This window comes from Flagellimonas beolgyonensis, from assembly GCF_003992615.1.
Classification (GTDB): domain Bacteria; phylum Bacteroidota; class Bacteroidia; order Flavobacteriales; family Flavobacteriaceae; genus Flagellimonas; species Flagellimonas beolgyonensis.
In genome coordinates this window covers 102925-119709 of the sequence record NZ_RZMY01000015.1, presented here as the reverse complement: position 1 = coordinate 119709, position 16785 = coordinate 102925, and the positions used below count along the sequence as shown (strand labels likewise).

Annotated in this window: 16 protein-coding genes and 1 riboswitch; all 16 genes read left to right on the top strand. The window is 44.3% G+C overall.

Features of this window, described 5'->3' with window-relative positions:
* The first annotated feature begins 47 nt into the window (after nt 1-47).
* The 16 genes from EO131_RS10640 to metF all read left to right on the top strand — a co-directional run bounded on the left by EO131_RS10640 (nt 48) and on the right by metF (nt 16776).
* Nucleotides 48-371, top strand: a complete 324-nt coding sequence (locus EO131_RS10640) for a GIY-YIG nuclease family protein (RefSeq protein ID WP_127021681.1) — start codon at nt 48-50, stop codon at nt 369-371.
* 85 nt (nt 372-456) lie between these two features.
* Nucleotides 457-1623: a trans-sulfuration enzyme family protein gene (locus tag EO131_RS10635; protein WP_127021679.1), complete on the top strand. Its 1167-nt coding sequence runs from the start codon at nt 457-459 to the stop codon at nt 1621-1623.
* Between the two features lie 57 nt (nt 1624-1680).
* Nucleotides 1681-2088, top strand: coding sequence for an RrF2 family transcriptional regulator (locus EO131_RS10630; RefSeq protein WP_127021677.1), 408 nt, complete (start codon nt 1681-1683; stop codon nt 2086-2088).
* Between the two features lie 179 nt (nt 2089-2267).
* A complete protein-coding gene (locus EO131_RS10625; protein WP_127021675.1) occupies nt 2268-2531 on the top strand; it encodes a DUF2061 domain-containing protein in 264 nt (87 codons plus the stop codon).
* A gap of 11 nt (nt 2532-2542) precedes the next feature.
* On the top strand, nt 2543-3166 hold the full coding sequence (locus tag EO131_RS10620; RefSeq protein WP_127021673.1) for a phosphoadenosine phosphosulfate reductase domain-containing protein: 624 nt from the start codon (nt 2543-2545) through the stop codon (nt 3164-3166).
* Nucleotides 3167-3277: 111 nt separating this feature from the next.
* Nucleotides 3278-4177, top strand: a complete 900-nt coding sequence (gene cysD / locus EO131_RS10615) for a sulfate adenylyltransferase subunit CysD (protein WP_127021822.1) — start codon at nt 3278-3280, stop codon at nt 4175-4177.
* An 81-nt stretch (nt 4178-4258) separates the two neighbouring features.
* Nucleotides 4259-5506, top strand: coding sequence for a sulfate adenylyltransferase subunit 1 (locus tag EO131_RS10610; protein ID WP_127021671.1), 1248 nt, complete (start codon nt 4259-4261; stop codon nt 5504-5506).
* A gap of 78 nt (nt 5507-5584) precedes the next feature.
* Nucleotides 5585-7675 carry a HEPN domain-containing protein gene (locus EO131_RS10605; RefSeq protein ID WP_127021669.1) on the top strand — a complete coding sequence of 697 codons (2091 nt, stop codon included), beginning with the start codon at nt 5585-5587 and terminating at the stop codon, nt 7673-7675.
* Complete coding sequence (cobA, locus tag EO131_RS10600; protein WP_127021667.1) at nt 7668-8444, top strand: uroporphyrinogen-III C-methyltransferase; 777 nt, start codon at nt 7668-7670, stop codon at nt 8442-8444. Before EO131_RS10605 ends, cobA begins: the two co-directional genes overlap by 8 nt.
* Nucleotides 8445-8490: 46 nt before the next feature.
* Nucleotides 8491-9552, top strand: coding sequence for an NAD(P)/FAD-dependent oxidoreductase (locus tag EO131_RS10595; RefSeq protein WP_127021665.1), 1062 nt, complete (start codon nt 8491-8493; stop codon nt 9550-9552).
* A gap of 81 nt (nt 9553-9633) precedes the next feature.
* Nucleotides 9634-10551: a helix-turn-helix domain-containing protein gene (locus EO131_RS10590; RefSeq protein ID WP_127021663.1), complete on the top strand. Its 918-nt coding sequence runs from the start codon at nt 9634-9636 to the stop codon at nt 10549-10551.
* Between the two features lie 83 nt (nt 10552-10634).
* Nucleotides 10635-11396 carry an SDR family oxidoreductase gene (locus EO131_RS10585; protein ID WP_127021661.1) on the top strand — a complete coding sequence of 254 codons (762 nt, stop codon included), beginning with the start codon at nt 10635-10637 and terminating at the stop codon, nt 11394-11396.
* 141 nt (nt 11397-11537) lie between these two features.
* Nucleotides 11538-11649, top strand: a riboswitch (SAM riboswitch).
* Between the two features lie 103 nt (nt 11650-11752).
* Nucleotides 11753-12754 (top strand): homocysteine S-methyltransferase family protein, encoded by a 1002-nt coding sequence (locus EO131_RS10580; RefSeq protein WP_127021659.1) that lies wholly within the window; start codon nt 11753-11755, stop codon nt 12752-12754.
* Nucleotides 12755-12775: 21 nt separating this feature from the next.
* On the top strand, nt 12776-13126 hold the full coding sequence (locus EO131_RS10575; protein ID WP_127021657.1) for a four helix bundle protein: 351 nt from the start codon (nt 12776-12778) through the stop codon (nt 13124-13126).
* Nucleotides 13123-15822 carry a methionine synthase gene (metH, locus tag EO131_RS10570; protein ID WP_127021654.1) on the top strand — a complete coding sequence of 900 codons (2700 nt, stop codon included), beginning with the start codon at nt 13123-13125 and terminating at the stop codon, nt 15820-15822. Before EO131_RS10575 ends, metH begins: the two co-directional genes overlap by 4 nt.
* Nucleotides 15823-16776 (top strand): methylenetetrahydrofolate reductase [NAD(P)H], encoded by a 954-nt coding sequence (gene metF, locus EO131_RS10565; RefSeq protein WP_127021652.1) that lies wholly within the window; start codon nt 15823-15825, stop codon nt 16774-16776. It begins immediately after the preceding gene.
* Nucleotides 16777-16785: the final 9 nt, after the last annotated feature.

The following is a 16785-nucleotide window of genomic DNA, read 5'->3' as shown; positions in this document are numbered from 1 at the left end:
TGGATTATTTGGTGGCTGAGCGTAGTCGAAGCCACATTAATTAGGTTGTGAAAGGTTATGTTTACATATTGAAATGTTCTGATGGTGGCTGTTATACCGGTAGTACCATAGCATTGGACAAACGAATTAAGGAACATCAAGATGGTAGGGGCGCCAATCATACCAAAAAAAGATTGCCAGTTGAATTATTATATGTGGAAGAATATTTGAACATAGCAACGGCATTTGAAAGGGAGAAACAAATTCAAAGTTGGTCGAGAGCAAAGAAGGAGGCCCTTATCAATGGGGAATTGGAAGCTTTACCGAATTTGGCTGAATACATGAACAGTTCTAATTATAGATATTTTAAGGAGAAAAACAAAGGTGGCTGAGCGTAGTCGAAGCCATCCAACAATCAACTACATTGTGGAAAAGTAAAGTGGCTTCGACTACGCTCAGCCACCAAAAAAAAAGAAGATGAGCAACAAAAAATTTGAAACAGAAGCGATACGGACCCAAATGGAGCGAAGCCAGAATTTGGAACACTCCAGTCCTATTTATTTGACCTCGAGTTTTGTTTTTGAGGATGCTGAGGACATGAGGGCCTCCTTTGCCGAAGAAAAGGACAGGAACATCTATTCCCGCTATTCCAATCCCAACTCCTCGGAGTTTATCGATAAGGTATGCAAAATGGAAGGTGCCGAAAATGGCTTTGCCTATGCTTCGGGCATGGCTGCTGTTTTTTCTACCTTGGCAGCTTTGTTGGATTCGGGCGATCATGTGATTTCATCCAAAAGCATTTTTGGATCCACCCATACCTTGTTTACCAATTTTTTTCCCAAATGGAATATCTCCACAAGTTATTTTGATGCCCAGGATCTCGATTCCATTGAAGGATTGATTACACCAAATACCAAGATCATTTATGCTGAATCGCCCACCAATCCTGGCGTTGAGGTGTTGGATTTGGAAGCATTGGGTGCCATTGCCAAAAAGCATGGGCTCATTTTTATTGTGGACAATTGTTTTGCAACACCTTATTTGCAACAACCCATAAAGTTTGGAGCCGATTTGGTAATCCATTCCGGAACCAAATTGATGGACGGCCAAGGAAGGGTGTTGGCTGGTATTACAGTGGGAAGTAATGCGTTGATGGACAAGGTCTATCGTTTTTCAAGGATTACAGGTCCCGCGTTGTCCCCTTTCAATGCCTGGGTCTTGTCCAGAAGTTTGGAAACCTTGGCCGTGCGTGTGGATAGGCATTGTGAAAATGCCTTGAAATTGGCTACTTTCTTGGAGGGGCATGATAAAATTGAATGGGTGAAATATCCGTTCTTGAAATCCCATCCCCAATACGAAATTGCCAAAAAGCAGATGAAGGCCGGTGGCTGTGTAGTGGCCTTTGGGGTAAAAGGTGGACTTGATGCGGGACGACAGTTTTTTGACCATATTGAACTGTTGTCGCTTTCGGCCAATTTGGGCGATTCCCGAAGTATTGTGACCCACCCAGCATCGACCACTCATAGTAAACTCACCAAAGAAGAAAGGGAGGCAGTGGGCATTACCGATGGTATGGTTCGCATTTCGGTTGGCTTGGAGCACATCGACGATATCATTGCCGATATCGAACAGGCATTGGAGTAGTAAACCACCTTGGGATATTTTCAATTGGGGATTGTTTAATTTCGCTATATTCGTGAAATGCTCTCCAAGAAAACAAAATACGGCCTTAAAGCACTAACCTACCTCGCTAGGGCAGAGGGTAAGGAGCCTGTTCAAATTGCCGAAATAGCCAAGCATGAGAACATTTCCCAAAAATTTTTGGAAAGCATCCTTCTTACCCTGCGCAGAAATGGATTTTTGGGGTCCAAGAAAGGGAAGGGCGGAGGTTATTACCTGATCAAAGAACCCAAGGAAATTCATATGACCACGGTTATGCGTGTTTTGGAAGGACCGATAGCCATGGTGCCTTGTGTTAGCCTTAATTTTTATGAGAAGTGCGACGATTGTCCGGATGAGGACTCCTGTTCGGTCCACAAACTAATGCTTCAGGTACGGGATAGTGCCTTGGAGGTGTACCGGAACAATACGTTGGCCGATTTGCTTTGATTTAGATCCCCAAGTTTTCTTAAAAACCATTGCTGATATCTTAAAATCACTCATTTATTTTCGATAATCTACTAAAACTATAGGTTAAAAGTATTTTTTAAGGATATTTTAGTTTTCATTCTAAAATTTAATTCTATTTTTGAAAACCCTAGTAAAATGATAGGATAATAAATTAACGGATGATTACCGAACAGATACTTGTAAAAAACAATAAGGAGCAGGCCACGTACGCCAAGGATGTTGTTTCTGAAAGTCCAAAAAGGAGCATCGCCAAATCCGTTAGCTGGCGCATTGTGGGAACGATTGATACCATTATTATTTCTTGGATCGTGACAGGAACCTTGTCCCTTGCTTTCTCTATTGGTTTGGTGGAACTGGTGACCAAAATGGTCCTTTATTTTTTTCATGAACGCATTTGGAACTCCATCAAGTGGGGTAAATAATACAATGAGATATGGCTTTGACACAGGAAGAAATACAAAATCTAAATAGACAGTTCAAGGGCATTCCGCCGGAAGAAATCATTTCTTGGGCCATTGGACATGGCAAGAAACCGGTGGTTACCACCAATTTTAGACCGTATGAGGTGGCCATTTTGCATGCGGTGACCGAAGTGGACAACAACATTCCCGTAATTTGGTGCGATACAGGGTACAATACCCCCCAAACCTATAAGCATGCAGAGGAATTGATTCAGCGTTTGGGCTTAAACATCAAATTGTATGTGCCCAAGCAAACATCCGCACATCGCGATGCCGTAATGGGCATTCCACAAATTGATGATCCCCAACATGCCGAATTTACGGAGCAAGTGAAATTGGAACCCTTTAAAAGGGCCATGGCAGAGCACAAACCCGATGTTTGGTTTACAAACCTACGTAAAGGACAAACTGCCCATCGCGATTCATTGGATGTGTTGAGTATGAGTAAGGAAGGTGTGCTAAAAGTGAGCCCGTTCTATCATTGGAGCGACACCCAACTCGATGCCTATCTAAAACTGCGCAACCTGCCCAACGAACACAAATATTTCGACCCAACAAAAGTTTTGGCGAACAGGGAATGTGGCTTGCATAGCTAATAAAAGATTAAGTAAGAATGGATACTTCGAGCAAAGTTGTGAAGTATAAATACAGATAAAGATTTGAATACACTTACAGAAGAAATACAGTCGAAAGACATCCAATATTTTTTGGATAGGCCAAAGGCCAACGCCTTGGAGCATGAGGCTATTTATATTATCCGGGAGGTGGCTGCACAGTTTGAACGTCCGGTTCTGCTGTTTTCCGGGGGAAAGGATTCCATCACCTTGGTTCGATTGGCCCAAAAGGCGTTTTGGCCCGCCAAGATTCCTTTTCCGTTGATGCATATCGATACCGGGCACAATTTCCCGGAAACCATTGAATTTAGGGATAGATTGGTGGAAGAATTGGGCGTGGAACTTATTGTTCGCAATGTTCAAGATTCCATCGATCAGGGAAAGGTTGTGGAAGAAACCGGTAAATATGCCAGTAGGAATATGTTGCAGACCACAACCCTATTGGACGCCATTGAAGAATTCAAGTTTGATGCCTGTATCGGTGGTGCCCGAAGGGACGAGGAAAAAGCAAGGGCTAAGGAGCGCATATTTTCCGTGCGTGACGATTTTGGCCAGTGGGACGAAAAGAACCAACGCCCGGAATTGTTCGATATGTTGAACGGCCAAATTGAATTGGGCCAAAATGTACGGGTGTTCCCGATCAGCAACTGGACCGAGTTGGATGTATGGAGCTATATCCAAAAGGAAAACATTGAAATACCCTCCATCTATTTTGCCCACAAAAGAAATACCTTCCTACGCGATGGCCTTATTTGGTCTGCCGAGGATGATGTGGTCTTCCGGGCAGATGATGAACAAGTGCAAGAGCGAATGGTGCGATTCCGAACCGTAGGCGACATGAGCTGTACCGCTGCGGTGGAATCCCATGCCGATACCATTGATAAGGTCGTGGCAGAAATCCGGAATTCCAAAATTTCGGAAAGAGGGGCCCGAATCGATGACAAGCGTTCGGAAGCAGCCATGGAGAAACGTAAACAACAAGGGTACTTTTAAAAAGTTGATGGTTTATAGTTGCTGGTTCATCAGAATCATTTGGATGACCAACAACGAACAACCCTTAACCAAAAACTAAATATGGAAGTTTTAAAAATAGCAACAGCAGGCAGTGTGGATGATGGAAAAAGTACCTTGATCGGAAGATTGTTGTACGATACTAAATCATTGACCGACGATAAATTGGAAGCCATAGAGCGAACCAGTAAACAAAAAGGGTACGATTACCTCGATTTTTCATTGGCAACCGATGGCTTGGTGGCCGAAAGGGAGCAGGGTATTACAATTGATGTGGCCCATATCTACTTTTCAACCGCATCCAAGAGCTACATTATTGCCGATACCCCTGGCCATGTGGAATATACCCGGAACATGGTTACCGGAGCCTCTACATCACAAGCGGCCATTATCTTGATCGATGCCCGAAAAGGGGTGATCGAACAAACCAATAGGCATTTTTTTATCAACAACCTGTTGCGCATTAAGGATGTGATTGTGGCCATCAATAAGATGGATCTGGTGGATTTCTCAGAAGATGTTTTCAATTCAATAAAATCGGACTTTGAGGAGTTGATGGGCAAACGGGACTATCAAGATCAAAAAATCACATTTATACCGGTAAGTGCCCTTAAAGGTGACAATGTGGTACATCAATCCGTTAACACTGCGTGGTACCAAGGTCCAACCTTGTTGGAACATTTGGAAGAATTGGATCTTCAGGATATCTACAATACAGGTACCCCGCGTTTTCCCGTACAATATGTGATACGGCCAAAAACGGACGAGTTCCATGATTTCCGTGGGTTTGCCGGTAAAGTATATGGTGGTGAACTAAGTGTGGGTGATGAAGTGGTTGTTCTGCCCTCCATGACCCGTTCCAAGATCAAGGCCATTTATTTTTACGACCAAGAGTATCAAACTGCACCTCGACGTTCATCCGTTACCATCACCTTAGAGGATGAGGTCAACGTGAGTCGTGGTGATATGTTGGTCAAAGTGGGAGATTTGCCCACCATCGACAAACAATTGACCGCAACGGTTTCCTGGATGGATTCCAATAATTTGGTGACCGGCGGAAAATATGTGGTACAACACGGGGTGAACAAAGTTTTGGCCAAAGTGGATGCCATTCAACACAAGATTCATCCCGATTATTCCGGGATAGAAGAAAATGTGGTTTCATTGCAGATGAACGATATTGCCCGAGTGCAATTGCGATTGAACAAGCCCATTTTTTACGATAGGTTCAAAGAACATAGAACCAACGGTTCCTTTATCATTATCGACAGTAGAACCAACAACACAGCAGGTGTTGGGTTCATAGAGTAAAATCAACCCGTGTTATATTTTCAGGGGTAGGGAAAGGTTTTTGTTATAAACCTATAAAAATAATAGGATAACTAGGATATGCAAAGTTTTAGAACAGAGATAGAAAATCCGATTGTAGAAAAGGATATCATTGAATTGGAGAAAAAAATCCGCCAGTTCAAGGAAGGAAATATCGACGAGGAGAAATTCCGTAGCCTTCGATTGGCACGCGGGGTTTATGGACAGCGTCAGCCAGGCGTTCAGATGATTCGTATCAAACTGCCCTACGGAAAAGTGACATCCAAGCAATTGTTGCGCATTGCCGATGTTTCGGATGAATATTCCCGAGGACGTTTGCACATCACCACCCGTCAGGATATCCAGATCCATTACGTGGACCTGGAACGCACCCCAGAATTGTGGGCCGAGCTGGAACGCGATGAGGTAACGCTACGGGAAGCCTGTGGCAACACGGTCCGTAATGTTACCGCGAGTGAAACAGCAGGCATCGATGTGGATGAACCCTTTGATGTATCGCCGTATGCCCAGGCCGTTTTTGAATATTTTTTACGGAATCCCATCGGTCAGGAAATGGGTCGGAAATTCAAGGTTTCTTTTTCCTCAAGTGATGCCGATACCGGATTGTCCTACATGCACGATCTCGGCTTTATCGCCAAATTGCAAAACGGGGTAAGGGGTTTTAAAGTGATGCTGGGAGGCGGATTGGGTTCACAACCACGACATGCCGATGCTTTGTATGACTTTTTGCCTACAGACCAAATAATTCCCCTTATGGAACAGGTGGTTCGTGTATTCGACCGGTATGGAGAACGAAAAAGTAGGGCCAAAGCCCGTATGAAATTTTTATTGAAGGATATTGGCTTGGATGGATTTAAGGCCTTGTTGGAGGAAGAACAATTGGCAGTGCCCCATCAATCCTATCCCATAGAATTTTGGAACTATCCGGCCATTAAAGTGGCCCAAGTGGAAGTTCCGGACGTTCAAGTTGAAGATGAACAAGCTTTTGAACAATGGAAATCGACCAACTTGGTGCCCCAAAAACAAGATGGATATGTGGCCATTGGAATTAAGGTGCTTCTGGGGGATTTCTATACCGATAAAGCAAGGGAATTGGCCAAATTGGTCCAAGACTACGCTGCTGGCGAACTTCGTTTGACGTTGCGACAAAACATCTTGATCCCTTTTGTGAAAACCGAACTGGTGCCCTTTTTCTACCAGGAATTGAAAAAACTCGGATTTGCGGACGCAGGGTACAACAAAGCACTGGACATTACTGCTTGCCCGGGAACCGATACCTGTAACTTGGGCATTGCCAGCAGTACAGGAATAGCGGACGAATTGGAACGTGTTATCAAGGCAGAATACCCACAATACATCAGTAATCCCGATGTAGTCATTAAAATAAGTGGCTGTATGAATGCGTGTGGACAACATACCATGGCCCATATTGGATTTCAGGGCATGTCCATCCGAACCAAGGATAAATTGGTGGCACCTGCACTTCAAGTTTTGTTGGGCGGTGGCAATCTGGGTAATGGACAAGGAAAGTTTGCCGACAAGGTTGCAAAGATTCCAAGTAAAAGAGGTCCACAGGCCCTTCGTTTGATCTTGGATGATTTTGAAGCCAATGGAAACGGTACCTCCTATACTGATTATTATGCGGAAAAAGGAGAATTGTACTTCTATGAGTTGCTGAAACCCTTGACCGATGTGGAAAACCTTACCACGGAAGACTTTATCGATTGGGGAAATGAGGAGAAATACAAACAAGAAATAGGAATTGGGGAATGTGCCGGTGCCATTGTGGATTTGGTGGCCACCCTTTTCTTTGAAAGCCAAGAGAAGCTGGAAAGCGCTGAAGAAGCCATCAAGGAAGAAAAATGGGCTGCAAGTATCTATTATTCCTACCAGTCCATCGTGAACTCGGCCAAGGCCCTGCTCACGGCAGAAAAAGTGAAGACCAATACCCATGCGAGCATCATCAAGGATTTTGATGCATTGTATGTGGCGACAGAAAAGATTGCTTTCGAAGGAGGATTTGAACAATTGGCATTGCAATTGAACCAAAATGAACCTTCTGAAGCATTTGCCAAGAGTTATTTGGAAGATGCCAAAACCGTGTTGGAACGGTTGGAGGCATACAGAAAATTGGAATTGCAACATGCGTAGCGGAAAGTTGACAGTGGTAGGGGCAGGACCCGGGGATGTGGATTTGATCACATTAAAAGGAGTCAAAGCCTTACAAAGTGCAGATGTGGTGCTGTATGATGCTTTGGTGTCCAAGGAGTTGTTGGCGTATGCACCAAAAGCCGAAAAGATTTTCGTGGGCAAACGCAAAGGGTGTTATGCCTACCAACAAGAACAAATCAATGATCTGATCGTGGAACGTGCACAACAAGGGAAGCATGTGGTTCGCCTAAAAGGGGGGGACCCGTTTGTCTTTGGCCGTGGTGCCGAGGAAATGGAACATGCTGCTGCTTTTGGAGTGGAAGTGGCTGTAGTGCCTGGCATCTCATCTTCGGTATCAGTCCCAGCATCACAACATATTCCAGTTACCAAAAGAGGTGCCGCAGAAAGTTTCTGGGTAATCACCGGAACCACCAAAGAACACAAACTGTCCAATGATGTGGCCTTAGCTGCAAAGTCAAGCGCAACGGTCATCATTTTAATGGGCATGTCCAAATTGGGAGAAATCATGCAACTCTTCAAGAACGAAGGAAAGGAAAACATTCCGGTGGCCATCATTCAAAATGGAACCACCGAAAACGAAAAAATAGGAATTGGCACTGTTGCTTCCATTGAGAACAAGGCAAAGGAGCAGCAGTTGGCCAATCCTGCCATAATTATCATCGGTGAGGTAGTCAACCATCGCCAAAAAATACAGGATATTCAAAAGGAATACCGGAACAAGGGAAAAGAATTGCTAGTAAAAGTGTAATCAAGTCATCGGCCATGGATAGCCGAGAGGAATTAAAAGGAAAATTATGATCAAAACAGATATCATCATTATTGGTGCGGGGCCCACAGGACTCTTTACCGTTTTTGAAGCAGGTTTGTTGAAACTCAAATGCCATTTAATAGATGCCTTGCCACAGCCAGGAGGTCAGTGTGCGGAAATCTATCCCAAAAAACCGATTTATGATATTCCGGCCTACCCAGAAATATTGGCCGGGGATTTGGTGGAACGTTTGATGGAGCAAATCAAACCATTTGAACCTGGGTTTACCTTAGGCGAAAGAGCCGAAACCCTGGAAAAGCAAGAAGATGGTTCTTTTATCGTCACAAGTAACAAAGGAACACAACATCAGGCACCCGTCGTGGTCATCGCTGGAGGTTTGGGCTCTTTTGAACCCAGAAAGCCATTGATTGCCAATTTGGACCTGTTCGAAAGTAAAGGCGTGGAATATATGATCAAAGATCCCGAAGAGTTCCGCGATAAAAAAGTGGTGATTTCCGGAGGGGGCGACTCCGCTTTGGATTGGTCCATATTCTTGGCCGATGTGGCATCCGAAGTTTCTTTGGTCCACCGTAGAAACGAGTTCCGAGGTGCTTTGGATTCAGTTGAAAAAGCGAGGGAATTGGCCAAGTTGGGCAAGATCCAACTGTTTACCGAAGCTGAAGTAAGCGAAATTCATGGCAAGGACGATTTGCAGGCCGTGGTCATCAAATACAATGACGAGTCCAAGGAACAAACCTATTTGGAAACCGATTACTTTATACCCTTGTTCGGCCTATCACCCAAACTAGGGCCGATTGGCAAATGGGGACTGGAAATCGAGAAAAATGCCATTAAGGTGAACAATGCCATGGACTACCAAACCAATGTTCCCGGAGTGTTCGCCATCGGCGACGTAAATACCTACCCCGGAAAATTGAAATTGATCTTGTCCGGGTTCCATGAGGCGGCCGTGATGTGTCAATATGCCTATCAGATCATCAATCCAGATAAGCGGTATGTGATGAAGTATACCACCGTTGGAGGGGTTGAAGGATTTGATGGTTCCAAAAAAGAAGCCAAAAAAGAAGTGGTTCAGAGCATCAATTAAAATCATTATATCTATCTCAAAACCTTCCAAAACTGTTTTTGGAAGGTTTTTTTGTTTTGGAGTATATTTGAATTTTACAAGATGCAAGATTTATATACCCTTACGGATTTCTATGGAAAGTTGAATCTTCCGTTTCCCGAAGGCTTGGGAAAGGACATTGGTCATTTCAATGTGTTCAACATTGCCGAATACCGAACTCGATTGAACAATGGGGAAATGCGGTACGATCGACGATCCTATTACAAGATCAGTTTGATCAAAGGAAGGAACAAGGCCGAATATGCGGACAAGGAAATTCAGATTGAAGATAGGGCCCTGTTATTTGCATCACCTCGCATTCCCTATCATTATGTACCCCAGGATGAGGATCAATCGGGTTACTTCTGTGTCTTCACCGAAAACTTTTTATCCAAGGATAAAAGTGGGATGGTCTTGGATAGTCTGCCTCTGTTCCAACCTGGTGGGCTGCCCATATTCACCATCAATACTGGTGAGTTTACCGAAGTGGAACACCTGTTTAAAAAAATTGAAAGGGAACTGTCATCAGATTATGTGTACAAATTTGATTTGATTAGGGCATATGTGTTGGAACTGTTGCACCTGGGCCAAAAACTACATCCTGTTCAGCCCATGGAAATCAACAGAAATGCTTCCACCCGTATAACCGATTTGTTTGTTGAATTGTTGGAACGTCAATTTCCCATAAATACGCCTTCACAACAATTGGCGCTTAGAACGGCCAACGATTTTGCCGAACGTTTGGCGGTGCATGCAAACCATCTCAATAAAGTATTAAAGGAAACCACCGGACTCACTACCACGGCAATCATACATGCGCGCATTTTTGAGGAGGCGAAGGTAATGCTCAAAAGAACGGATTGGACCATTTCGGAGATCTCTTTTGGACTTGGTTTTGAAGATCCCGCCCATTTTTCCAACTTCTTCAAAAAATTGTCCAATACTTCTCCTCTGAAATTTCGGAAGGGCATCGAAATTTGATTTTTGCAAGAAATGGATTGAAGCATGCAAATCCATTCAAGGATATAGCCCAACATTTGCATGAAAAATAAAATCAATTTAAAATGAAAGAAAACAAAATTGCACTAGTGACCGGAGGAAGTCGCGGACTGGGAAGAAATATGGTTGTCAACTTGGCAAAAAAAGGTTTCGACGTGGTGTTGACCTACCATTCAAATAAAAGCAGTGCCCATGAAGTAGTCTCCGAAGTTGTAAAAATGGGCCAGAAAGGGTTGGCCCTGCAATTGGACACCTCCAATGTTAAATCGTTTGATAGGTTTTATGATCAATTGGCGGATGGATTAAAAAAAACCTTTGCAACCTCCACCTTCGATTTTCTGATCAATAATGCAGGTACGGGAGTTTATGAACCTTTTGTGTCCACTACGGAAGAGCAGTTTGATGAGATGATGAACGTGCATTTGAAAGGTGTTTATTTTCTCACCCAAAAAGCATTGCCTTATTTGAACGATGGTGGAAGAATAATCAATATCTCATCCGGATTGGCCCGATTTACGATTCCCAATTCGTCGGCATACGCTTCCATGAAGGGGGGAGTGGAGGTGTTTACACGGTATTTGGCCAAAGAATTGGCACCGCGAAAAATAACGGCCAATGTAGTGGCACCGGGGGCCATTGCAACCGATTTTGGAGGGGGTGAGAACAAAACCAATGAGGTGAAAAGGGACATTGTTTCCAAATTTACGGCCTTGGGGCGTGTAGGTGTGCCGGAAGACATTGGTGGCATAGTGGCTTTTCTCTGTACCGAGGATGCCCGATGGATCAACGCCCAACGCATTGAAGCTTCCGGCGGTATGATGATTTAAAATCTAACAATGAGTGTTATAAAACGGGTTGATTTTTCAATCCGTTTTTTTATTGTTTGAAATGTAAAAATCAAGGTCCATTTTTTGCTTTTCAGTAGGGAGAGCCGTTTCTTTGCAGTCCAGTTCATTAATAAGTTGAAAGTGTTATCAAGAAAGGTGGAGGGATTGGACCCTGCGAAGCCTTAGCAACCCTCGTCTTCGAGAAGGTGCTACATTCTACCCTTATCCTGAACTATTCTCGGGAAGGTCAGGAGCAAGTCCTGCCAAATGGGGAAGGATAACGAATCGAATACTTCGCAGTATTTCCTTTGCTTTTCTTGATCCCATTATAGCCTTTTTAGAAAGGAGATTATGTTATGCAAAAGATTGAAGACATTCTGAACGAACGAATTTTGGTGCTTGATGGTGCCATGGGTACCATGCTGCAGCGCTATAAATTCGAGGAGGAAGATTTTAGGGGCGAACGGTTCAAGGATTGGCCAAGTGACCTAAAAGGAAACAACGACCTGTTGTCGTTGACCCAGCCGAAGGCCATTGCCGATGTCCACAGAGCCTATTTGGATGCCGGTGCCGATATCATTGAGACCAATACCTTTTCAGGGACAACCATTGCCATGGCTGATTATGGTATGGAAGCATTGGTATACGAGTTGAACTATGAATCAGCAAGAATAGCCAAACAAGTTGCCCAAGAGTATACCGAAAAAGATCCCAGTAAACCACGTTTTGTGGCAGGCAGTATGGGCCCCACCAACAAAACGGCGAGTATGTCGCCCGATGTGAACGATCCTGGTTATCGAGCCGTATCGTTCGATGAACTCCGAAAAGCTTACAAACAGCAAGTCGAAGCGTTGTTGGATGGTGGCGCAGACCTATTGTTGGTCGAAACAATTTTTGATACGTTGAATGCCAAAGCGGCCCTTTTTGCTATTGAAGAAGTAAAGGACGAACGCAACATTGAAGTGCCCGTAATGGTCAGTGGAACCATAACCGATGCTTCCGGCAGGACCTTATCGGGGCAGACAGCTGAAGCCTTTTTAATTTCCATATCCCATATCCCCATTCTATCGGTCGGGTTCAATTGTGCTCTTGGAGCCAAACAATTGGTGCCCCATTTAGAGGTGATTTCGGCCAAAACGGAATTCGCAACCTCTGCACATCCCAATGCCGGTTTGCCCAATGCTTTTGGGGAATATGATGAAACCCCGGAACAAATGGCGGCCCAAATCAAGGAATATGCGGAAAAAGGTTTGGTGAACATTGTGGGCGGATGCTGCGGTACCACCCCGGAACACATCAAACAAATTGCAGAGGTGGTAAAAAATTATAAACCCAGGTTGTTATCCGTTAATCGTTAATCGTTGTTGGAAATCAAAGATATGGATTACAAAGAATTGGATGTTTGGGTGCAAGCAAGAGAGTTGGTAAAGAGAGTGTACGAGCTTTCTGGAACTTTTCCAAAAGAAGAGCAGTTTTCTCTAACGTCCCAATTAAGAAGATGTGTTATTTCCATTTCTTCCAACATTGCAGAAGGATGTGGTAGACAAACAGCAAAGGAAACCATAGATTTTTTACATATTGCAAGAGGTTCACTGTTTGAAGCTGAAACCCAAATTCTTTTAGCAAAGGATTTAAAGCTAACTGAAACAGACGTTGATGGAATTCTGAATGAAGTAGAAAGAGTAAAAAAATTACTGAATGGATTCATTAACTATCACAAGAAGTTATGAGCGCTTTTAACGAAAAACGAACAACGCATAACCAAGAACGCGTATTGCGTCTGAGTGGTCTTGAGCCCCTGGTCATTACCCCGGAAAGCAATTTCATCAACGTGGGGGAACGCACCAATGTGGCCGGTTCCAAGCTGTTCCTGCGTTTGATCAAGGAAGAAAAGTTCGACGAGGCATTGGCCATTGCCCGAAACCAGGTGGAAGGGGGAGCCCAGATCATTGATGTGAATATGGATGATGGTCTGATCGATGGCAAGGAAGCCATGGTCAAGTTTTTGAATTTGATTGTTTCCGAGCCGGATATTGCCCGTGTGCCCATCATGATCGATAGCTCCAAATGGGAAATCATCGAAGCCGGATTGCAGGTGGTCCAGGGTAAGTGTGTGGTGAATTCCATCAGTTTAAAGGAAGGTGAAGAAACCTTCATCCATCAGGCAAAATTGATCAAGCGCTACGGTGCAGCGGTCATTGTGATGGCTTTTGATGAAGTGGGCCAGGCAGACAATTATGAGCGCAGGATTGAAATCGCAAAGCGTTCCTACGATATTTTGGTGAACAAAGTAAAATTTGCCCCGGAAGACATCATTTTTGATTTGAATATATTTCCCGTTGCCACGGGGATGGAAGAACACCGTCGCAATGCCATCGATTTTATCGAAGCAACACGGTGGGTGCGCAAAAATCTCCCATATTGCAGTGTGAGTGGTGGGGTTAGCAATGTGTCCTTTTCCTTTCGCGGAAACAACACGGTAAGGGAAGCCATGCACTCCGCATTCTTGTACCACGCCATAAAGGCAGGGATGAACATGGGTATCGTAAACCCCACCATGTTGGAGGTGTACGATGATATCCCCAAGGATTTACTGGAGCATGTAGAGGATGTGTTGCTGGATAGACGCGAGGATGCCACCGAACGATTGCTTGAATTTGCGGAAACTGTTGTAGGTACTGCGAAGGAAAGCAAAGTAGATCTATCATGGCGGGAAGAACCCTTACAAGATCGAATTACCCGAGCCTTGGTAAAAGGTATCGATCAATACATCGTGGAAGATGTTGAGGAGGCCCGATTGAGTGTCGAGCAACCATTGGAAGTGATCGAGGGTCATTTGATGACCGGCATGAACGTGGTGGGTGACTTATTTGGCAGTGGAAAAATGTTTCTGCCCCAAGTGGTCAAATCGGCAAGGGTGATGAAAAAGGCCGTGGCTCACCTTACGCCATATATCGAAGCATCGAAGGATAAAAATACCAAGGCTGCTGGTAAAATACTGATGGCCACAGTGAAGGGCGATGTGCACGATATTGGCAAAAACATTGTCAGCGTGGTATTGGCCTGTAACAACTATGAAATTGTTGATTTGGGGGTGATGGTGCCTCCTGAAAAAATCATCAACAAGGCCAAGGAAGAACAGGTGGATATAATTGGATTGAGTGGTTTGATTACCCCATCCTTGGATGAAATGGTGTTCTTGGCCAAGGAAATGGAACGCCAAAATTTCAACGTGCCCCTTTTGATTGGAGGTGCCACCACCAGTAAAGCACACACAGCGGTCAAGATCGACCCGATGTATAGTCATTCCGTGGTGCACGTGAACGATGCATCCAGGGCGGTGACCGTGGTGGGTGATTTGTTGCATAAAGATTCGGAGAACTACAAAAAATCTATCAAGCTCGATTATGAGAGTTTCAGGGAAAAGTTCCTGAACCGGGGCAAGCAAAAGGAATATCTGTCGCTTGAAGAAGCCCGAAAGAACAAACTTCAAATCGACTGGAACCCATCGGATGTCAAAGAGCCCAGCCAATTGGGCATACAAGTGCTGGAGGATGTAGATTTGAACCTGTTGAGGGATTACATTGACTGGACCCCATTTTTTAGAAGTTGGGACCTGCACGGAAAATATCCTGACATTTTGAAGGATGAGGTGGTGGGCGAACATGCCACTGATCTTTTCAAGGATGCCCAGGTGATGCTTCAGAGGATATTCGACGAAAAATTATTGAAAGCGAAAGCGGTCTTTGGATTGTTTCCTGCCAACCAAATCAATGGGGATGATATTGAGGTTGTGACCAAAGGGGAGGAAGCAATTTTCAGGACACTGCGTCAACAATCCAAGAAAAGGGAAGGAGTGCCCAACATCGCACTGGCCGATTTTATCGCGCCCAAAGAATCGGGTATTGAGGACTACATAGGTTGTTTTTGTGTGAGTACCGGATTTGGCGCCCAAGAACTGGCCGAAACTTTCGAAAAGGAACATGACGATTACAATTCCATTATGGTTAAGGCACTGGCCGATCGTTTGGCGGAAGCATTTGCCGAATACTTGCATAAAGAGGTACGGACCAATTATTGGGGATATACCGACGATGAACAATTGGATAACACGGCATTGATTGCGGAACAGTACCAAGGCATTCGTCCGGCCCCAGGTTATCCTGCATGCCCCGATCATTTGGAAAAATTGACCATTTGGGAATTGTTGGATGTCGAGAAAAATATTGGGGTAACCCTGACCGAAAGCTTGGCCATGTGGCCAGCGGCCAGTGTAAGCGGTTACTATTTTGCACATCCACAAGCAAAGTATTTTGGACTGGGCAAAATAACCCAAGATCAGGTAGCGGATTTTGCAAACAGAAAACAGATAACTTTGGAGAAAGCCCAGAAGTGGCTGGCACCGAATATAGCAGACGACCATTAAATGAAAATAACGGACCATATAAAAAAAGCGAAGGGAGAAACGCTTTTCAGTTTTGAAATTGTTCCGCCGGTAAAGGGAAAAAGTATACAGGAACTCTACAGGAATATCGATCCCTTGATGGAGTTCAAACCACCTTTTATTGATGTCACCACCTCACGGGAAGAGTACATCTATAAAGAGAAAGATGGTTTGTTGGACAAAAAACTGACTCGAACACGGCCCGGAACCTTAGGTATTTGTGCCTCTTTGAAGCATAAATACGATGTGGATACCGTTCCCCATGTATTGTGTGGCGGTTTTACCAAGGAGGAAACCGAATATCTATTGGTGGATTGTCAATATCTGGAAATTGAAAATGTGATGGCACTTCGTGGGGATGCCAGAAAAGAGGAGAAATACTTTACGCCCACCAAAGGTGGCCATCAATTCGCCTCCGAATTGGTGAAACAGATTCATGACATCAATCAGGGTAAATACCTGCACGATACCATTGAATCCAACGAATGTGGTGATTTTTGTATAGGGGTGGCCGGTTATCCCGAAAAACACATGGAAGCCCCATCCCTGCAATCCGATTTAAAACGATTGAAGGAAAAAGTGGAACTCGGAGCCGATTATGTGGTGACCCAGATGTTTTTCGACAATAAAAAATTCTTCGAATTTGTGGAAGCTGCACGTGCCCTGGGTATCAATGTGCCAATCATTCCTGGAATAAAGCCCATCGCGGTAAAACGACATCTGCAGTTGTTGCCCCAAGTATTCCGAGTAGACATTCCACAAGAGCTCATCGAGGCTGTGGAAGCCTGTACATCCAATCAAGAGGTACGGCAGGTTGGTGTGGAATGGGCCATTCAACAATCCAAGGAATTGAAGGCTGCAGGAGTGCCAGTGTTGCATTATTATTCCATGGGAAAATCGGATAACATCAAGGATATTGCCAAGGAGGTGTTTTAATTTCCTACT

Bases quoted from the DNA above. Each gene is read 5' to 3' on its own strand.
- metH (WP_127021654.1), top strand. From the start codon at position 13,123: ATGAGCGCTTTTAACGAAAAACGAACAACGCATAACCAAGAACGCGTA.
- cobA (WP_127021667.1), top strand. From the start codon at position 7,668: ATGCGTAGCGGAAAGTTGACAGTGGTAGGGGCAGGACCCGGGGATGTG.
- EO131_RS10595 (WP_127021665.1), top strand. From the start codon at position 8,491: ATGATCAAAACAGATATCATCATTATTGGTGCGGGGCCCACAGGACTC.
- EO131_RS10630 (WP_127021677.1), top strand. From the start codon at position 1,681: ATGCTCTCCAAGAAAACAAAATACGGCCTTAAAGCACTAACCTACCTC.
- EO131_RS10590 (WP_127021663.1), top strand. From the start codon at position 9,634: ATGCAAGATTTATATACCCTTACGGATTTCTATGGAAAGTTGAATCTT.
- EO131_RS10625 (WP_127021675.1), top strand. From the start codon at position 2,268: ATGATTACCGAACAGATACTTGTAAAAAACAATAAGGAGCAGGCCACG.
- EO131_RS10610 (WP_127021671.1), top strand. From the start codon at position 4,259: ATGGAAGTTTTAAAAATAGCAACAGCAGGCAGTGTGGATGATGGAAAA.
- EO131_RS10620 (WP_127021673.1), top strand. From the start codon at position 2,543: ATGGCTTTGACACAGGAAGAAATACAAAATCTAAATAGACAGTTCAAG.
- EO131_RS10580 (WP_127021659.1), top strand. From the start codon at position 11,753: ATGCAAAAGATTGAAGACATTCTGAACGAACGAATTTTGGTGCTTGAT.
- EO131_RS10635 (WP_127021679.1), top strand. From the start codon at position 457: ATGAGCAACAAAAAATTTGAAACAGAAGCGATACGGACCCAAATGGAG.
- EO131_RS10575 (WP_127021657.1), top strand. From the start codon at position 12,776: ATGGATTACAAAGAATTGGATGTTTGGGTGCAAGCAAGAGAGTTGGTA.
- EO131_RS10585 (WP_127021661.1), top strand. From the start codon at position 10,635: ATGAAAGAAAACAAAATTGCACTAGTGACCGGAGGAAGTCGCGGACTG.
- metF (WP_127021652.1), top strand. From the start codon at position 15,823: ATGAAAATAACGGACCATATAAAAAAAGCGAAGGGAGAAACGCTTTTC.
- EO131_RS10605 (WP_127021669.1), top strand. From the start codon at position 5,585: ATGCAAAGTTTTAGAACAGAGATAGAAAATCCGATTGTAGAAAAGGAT.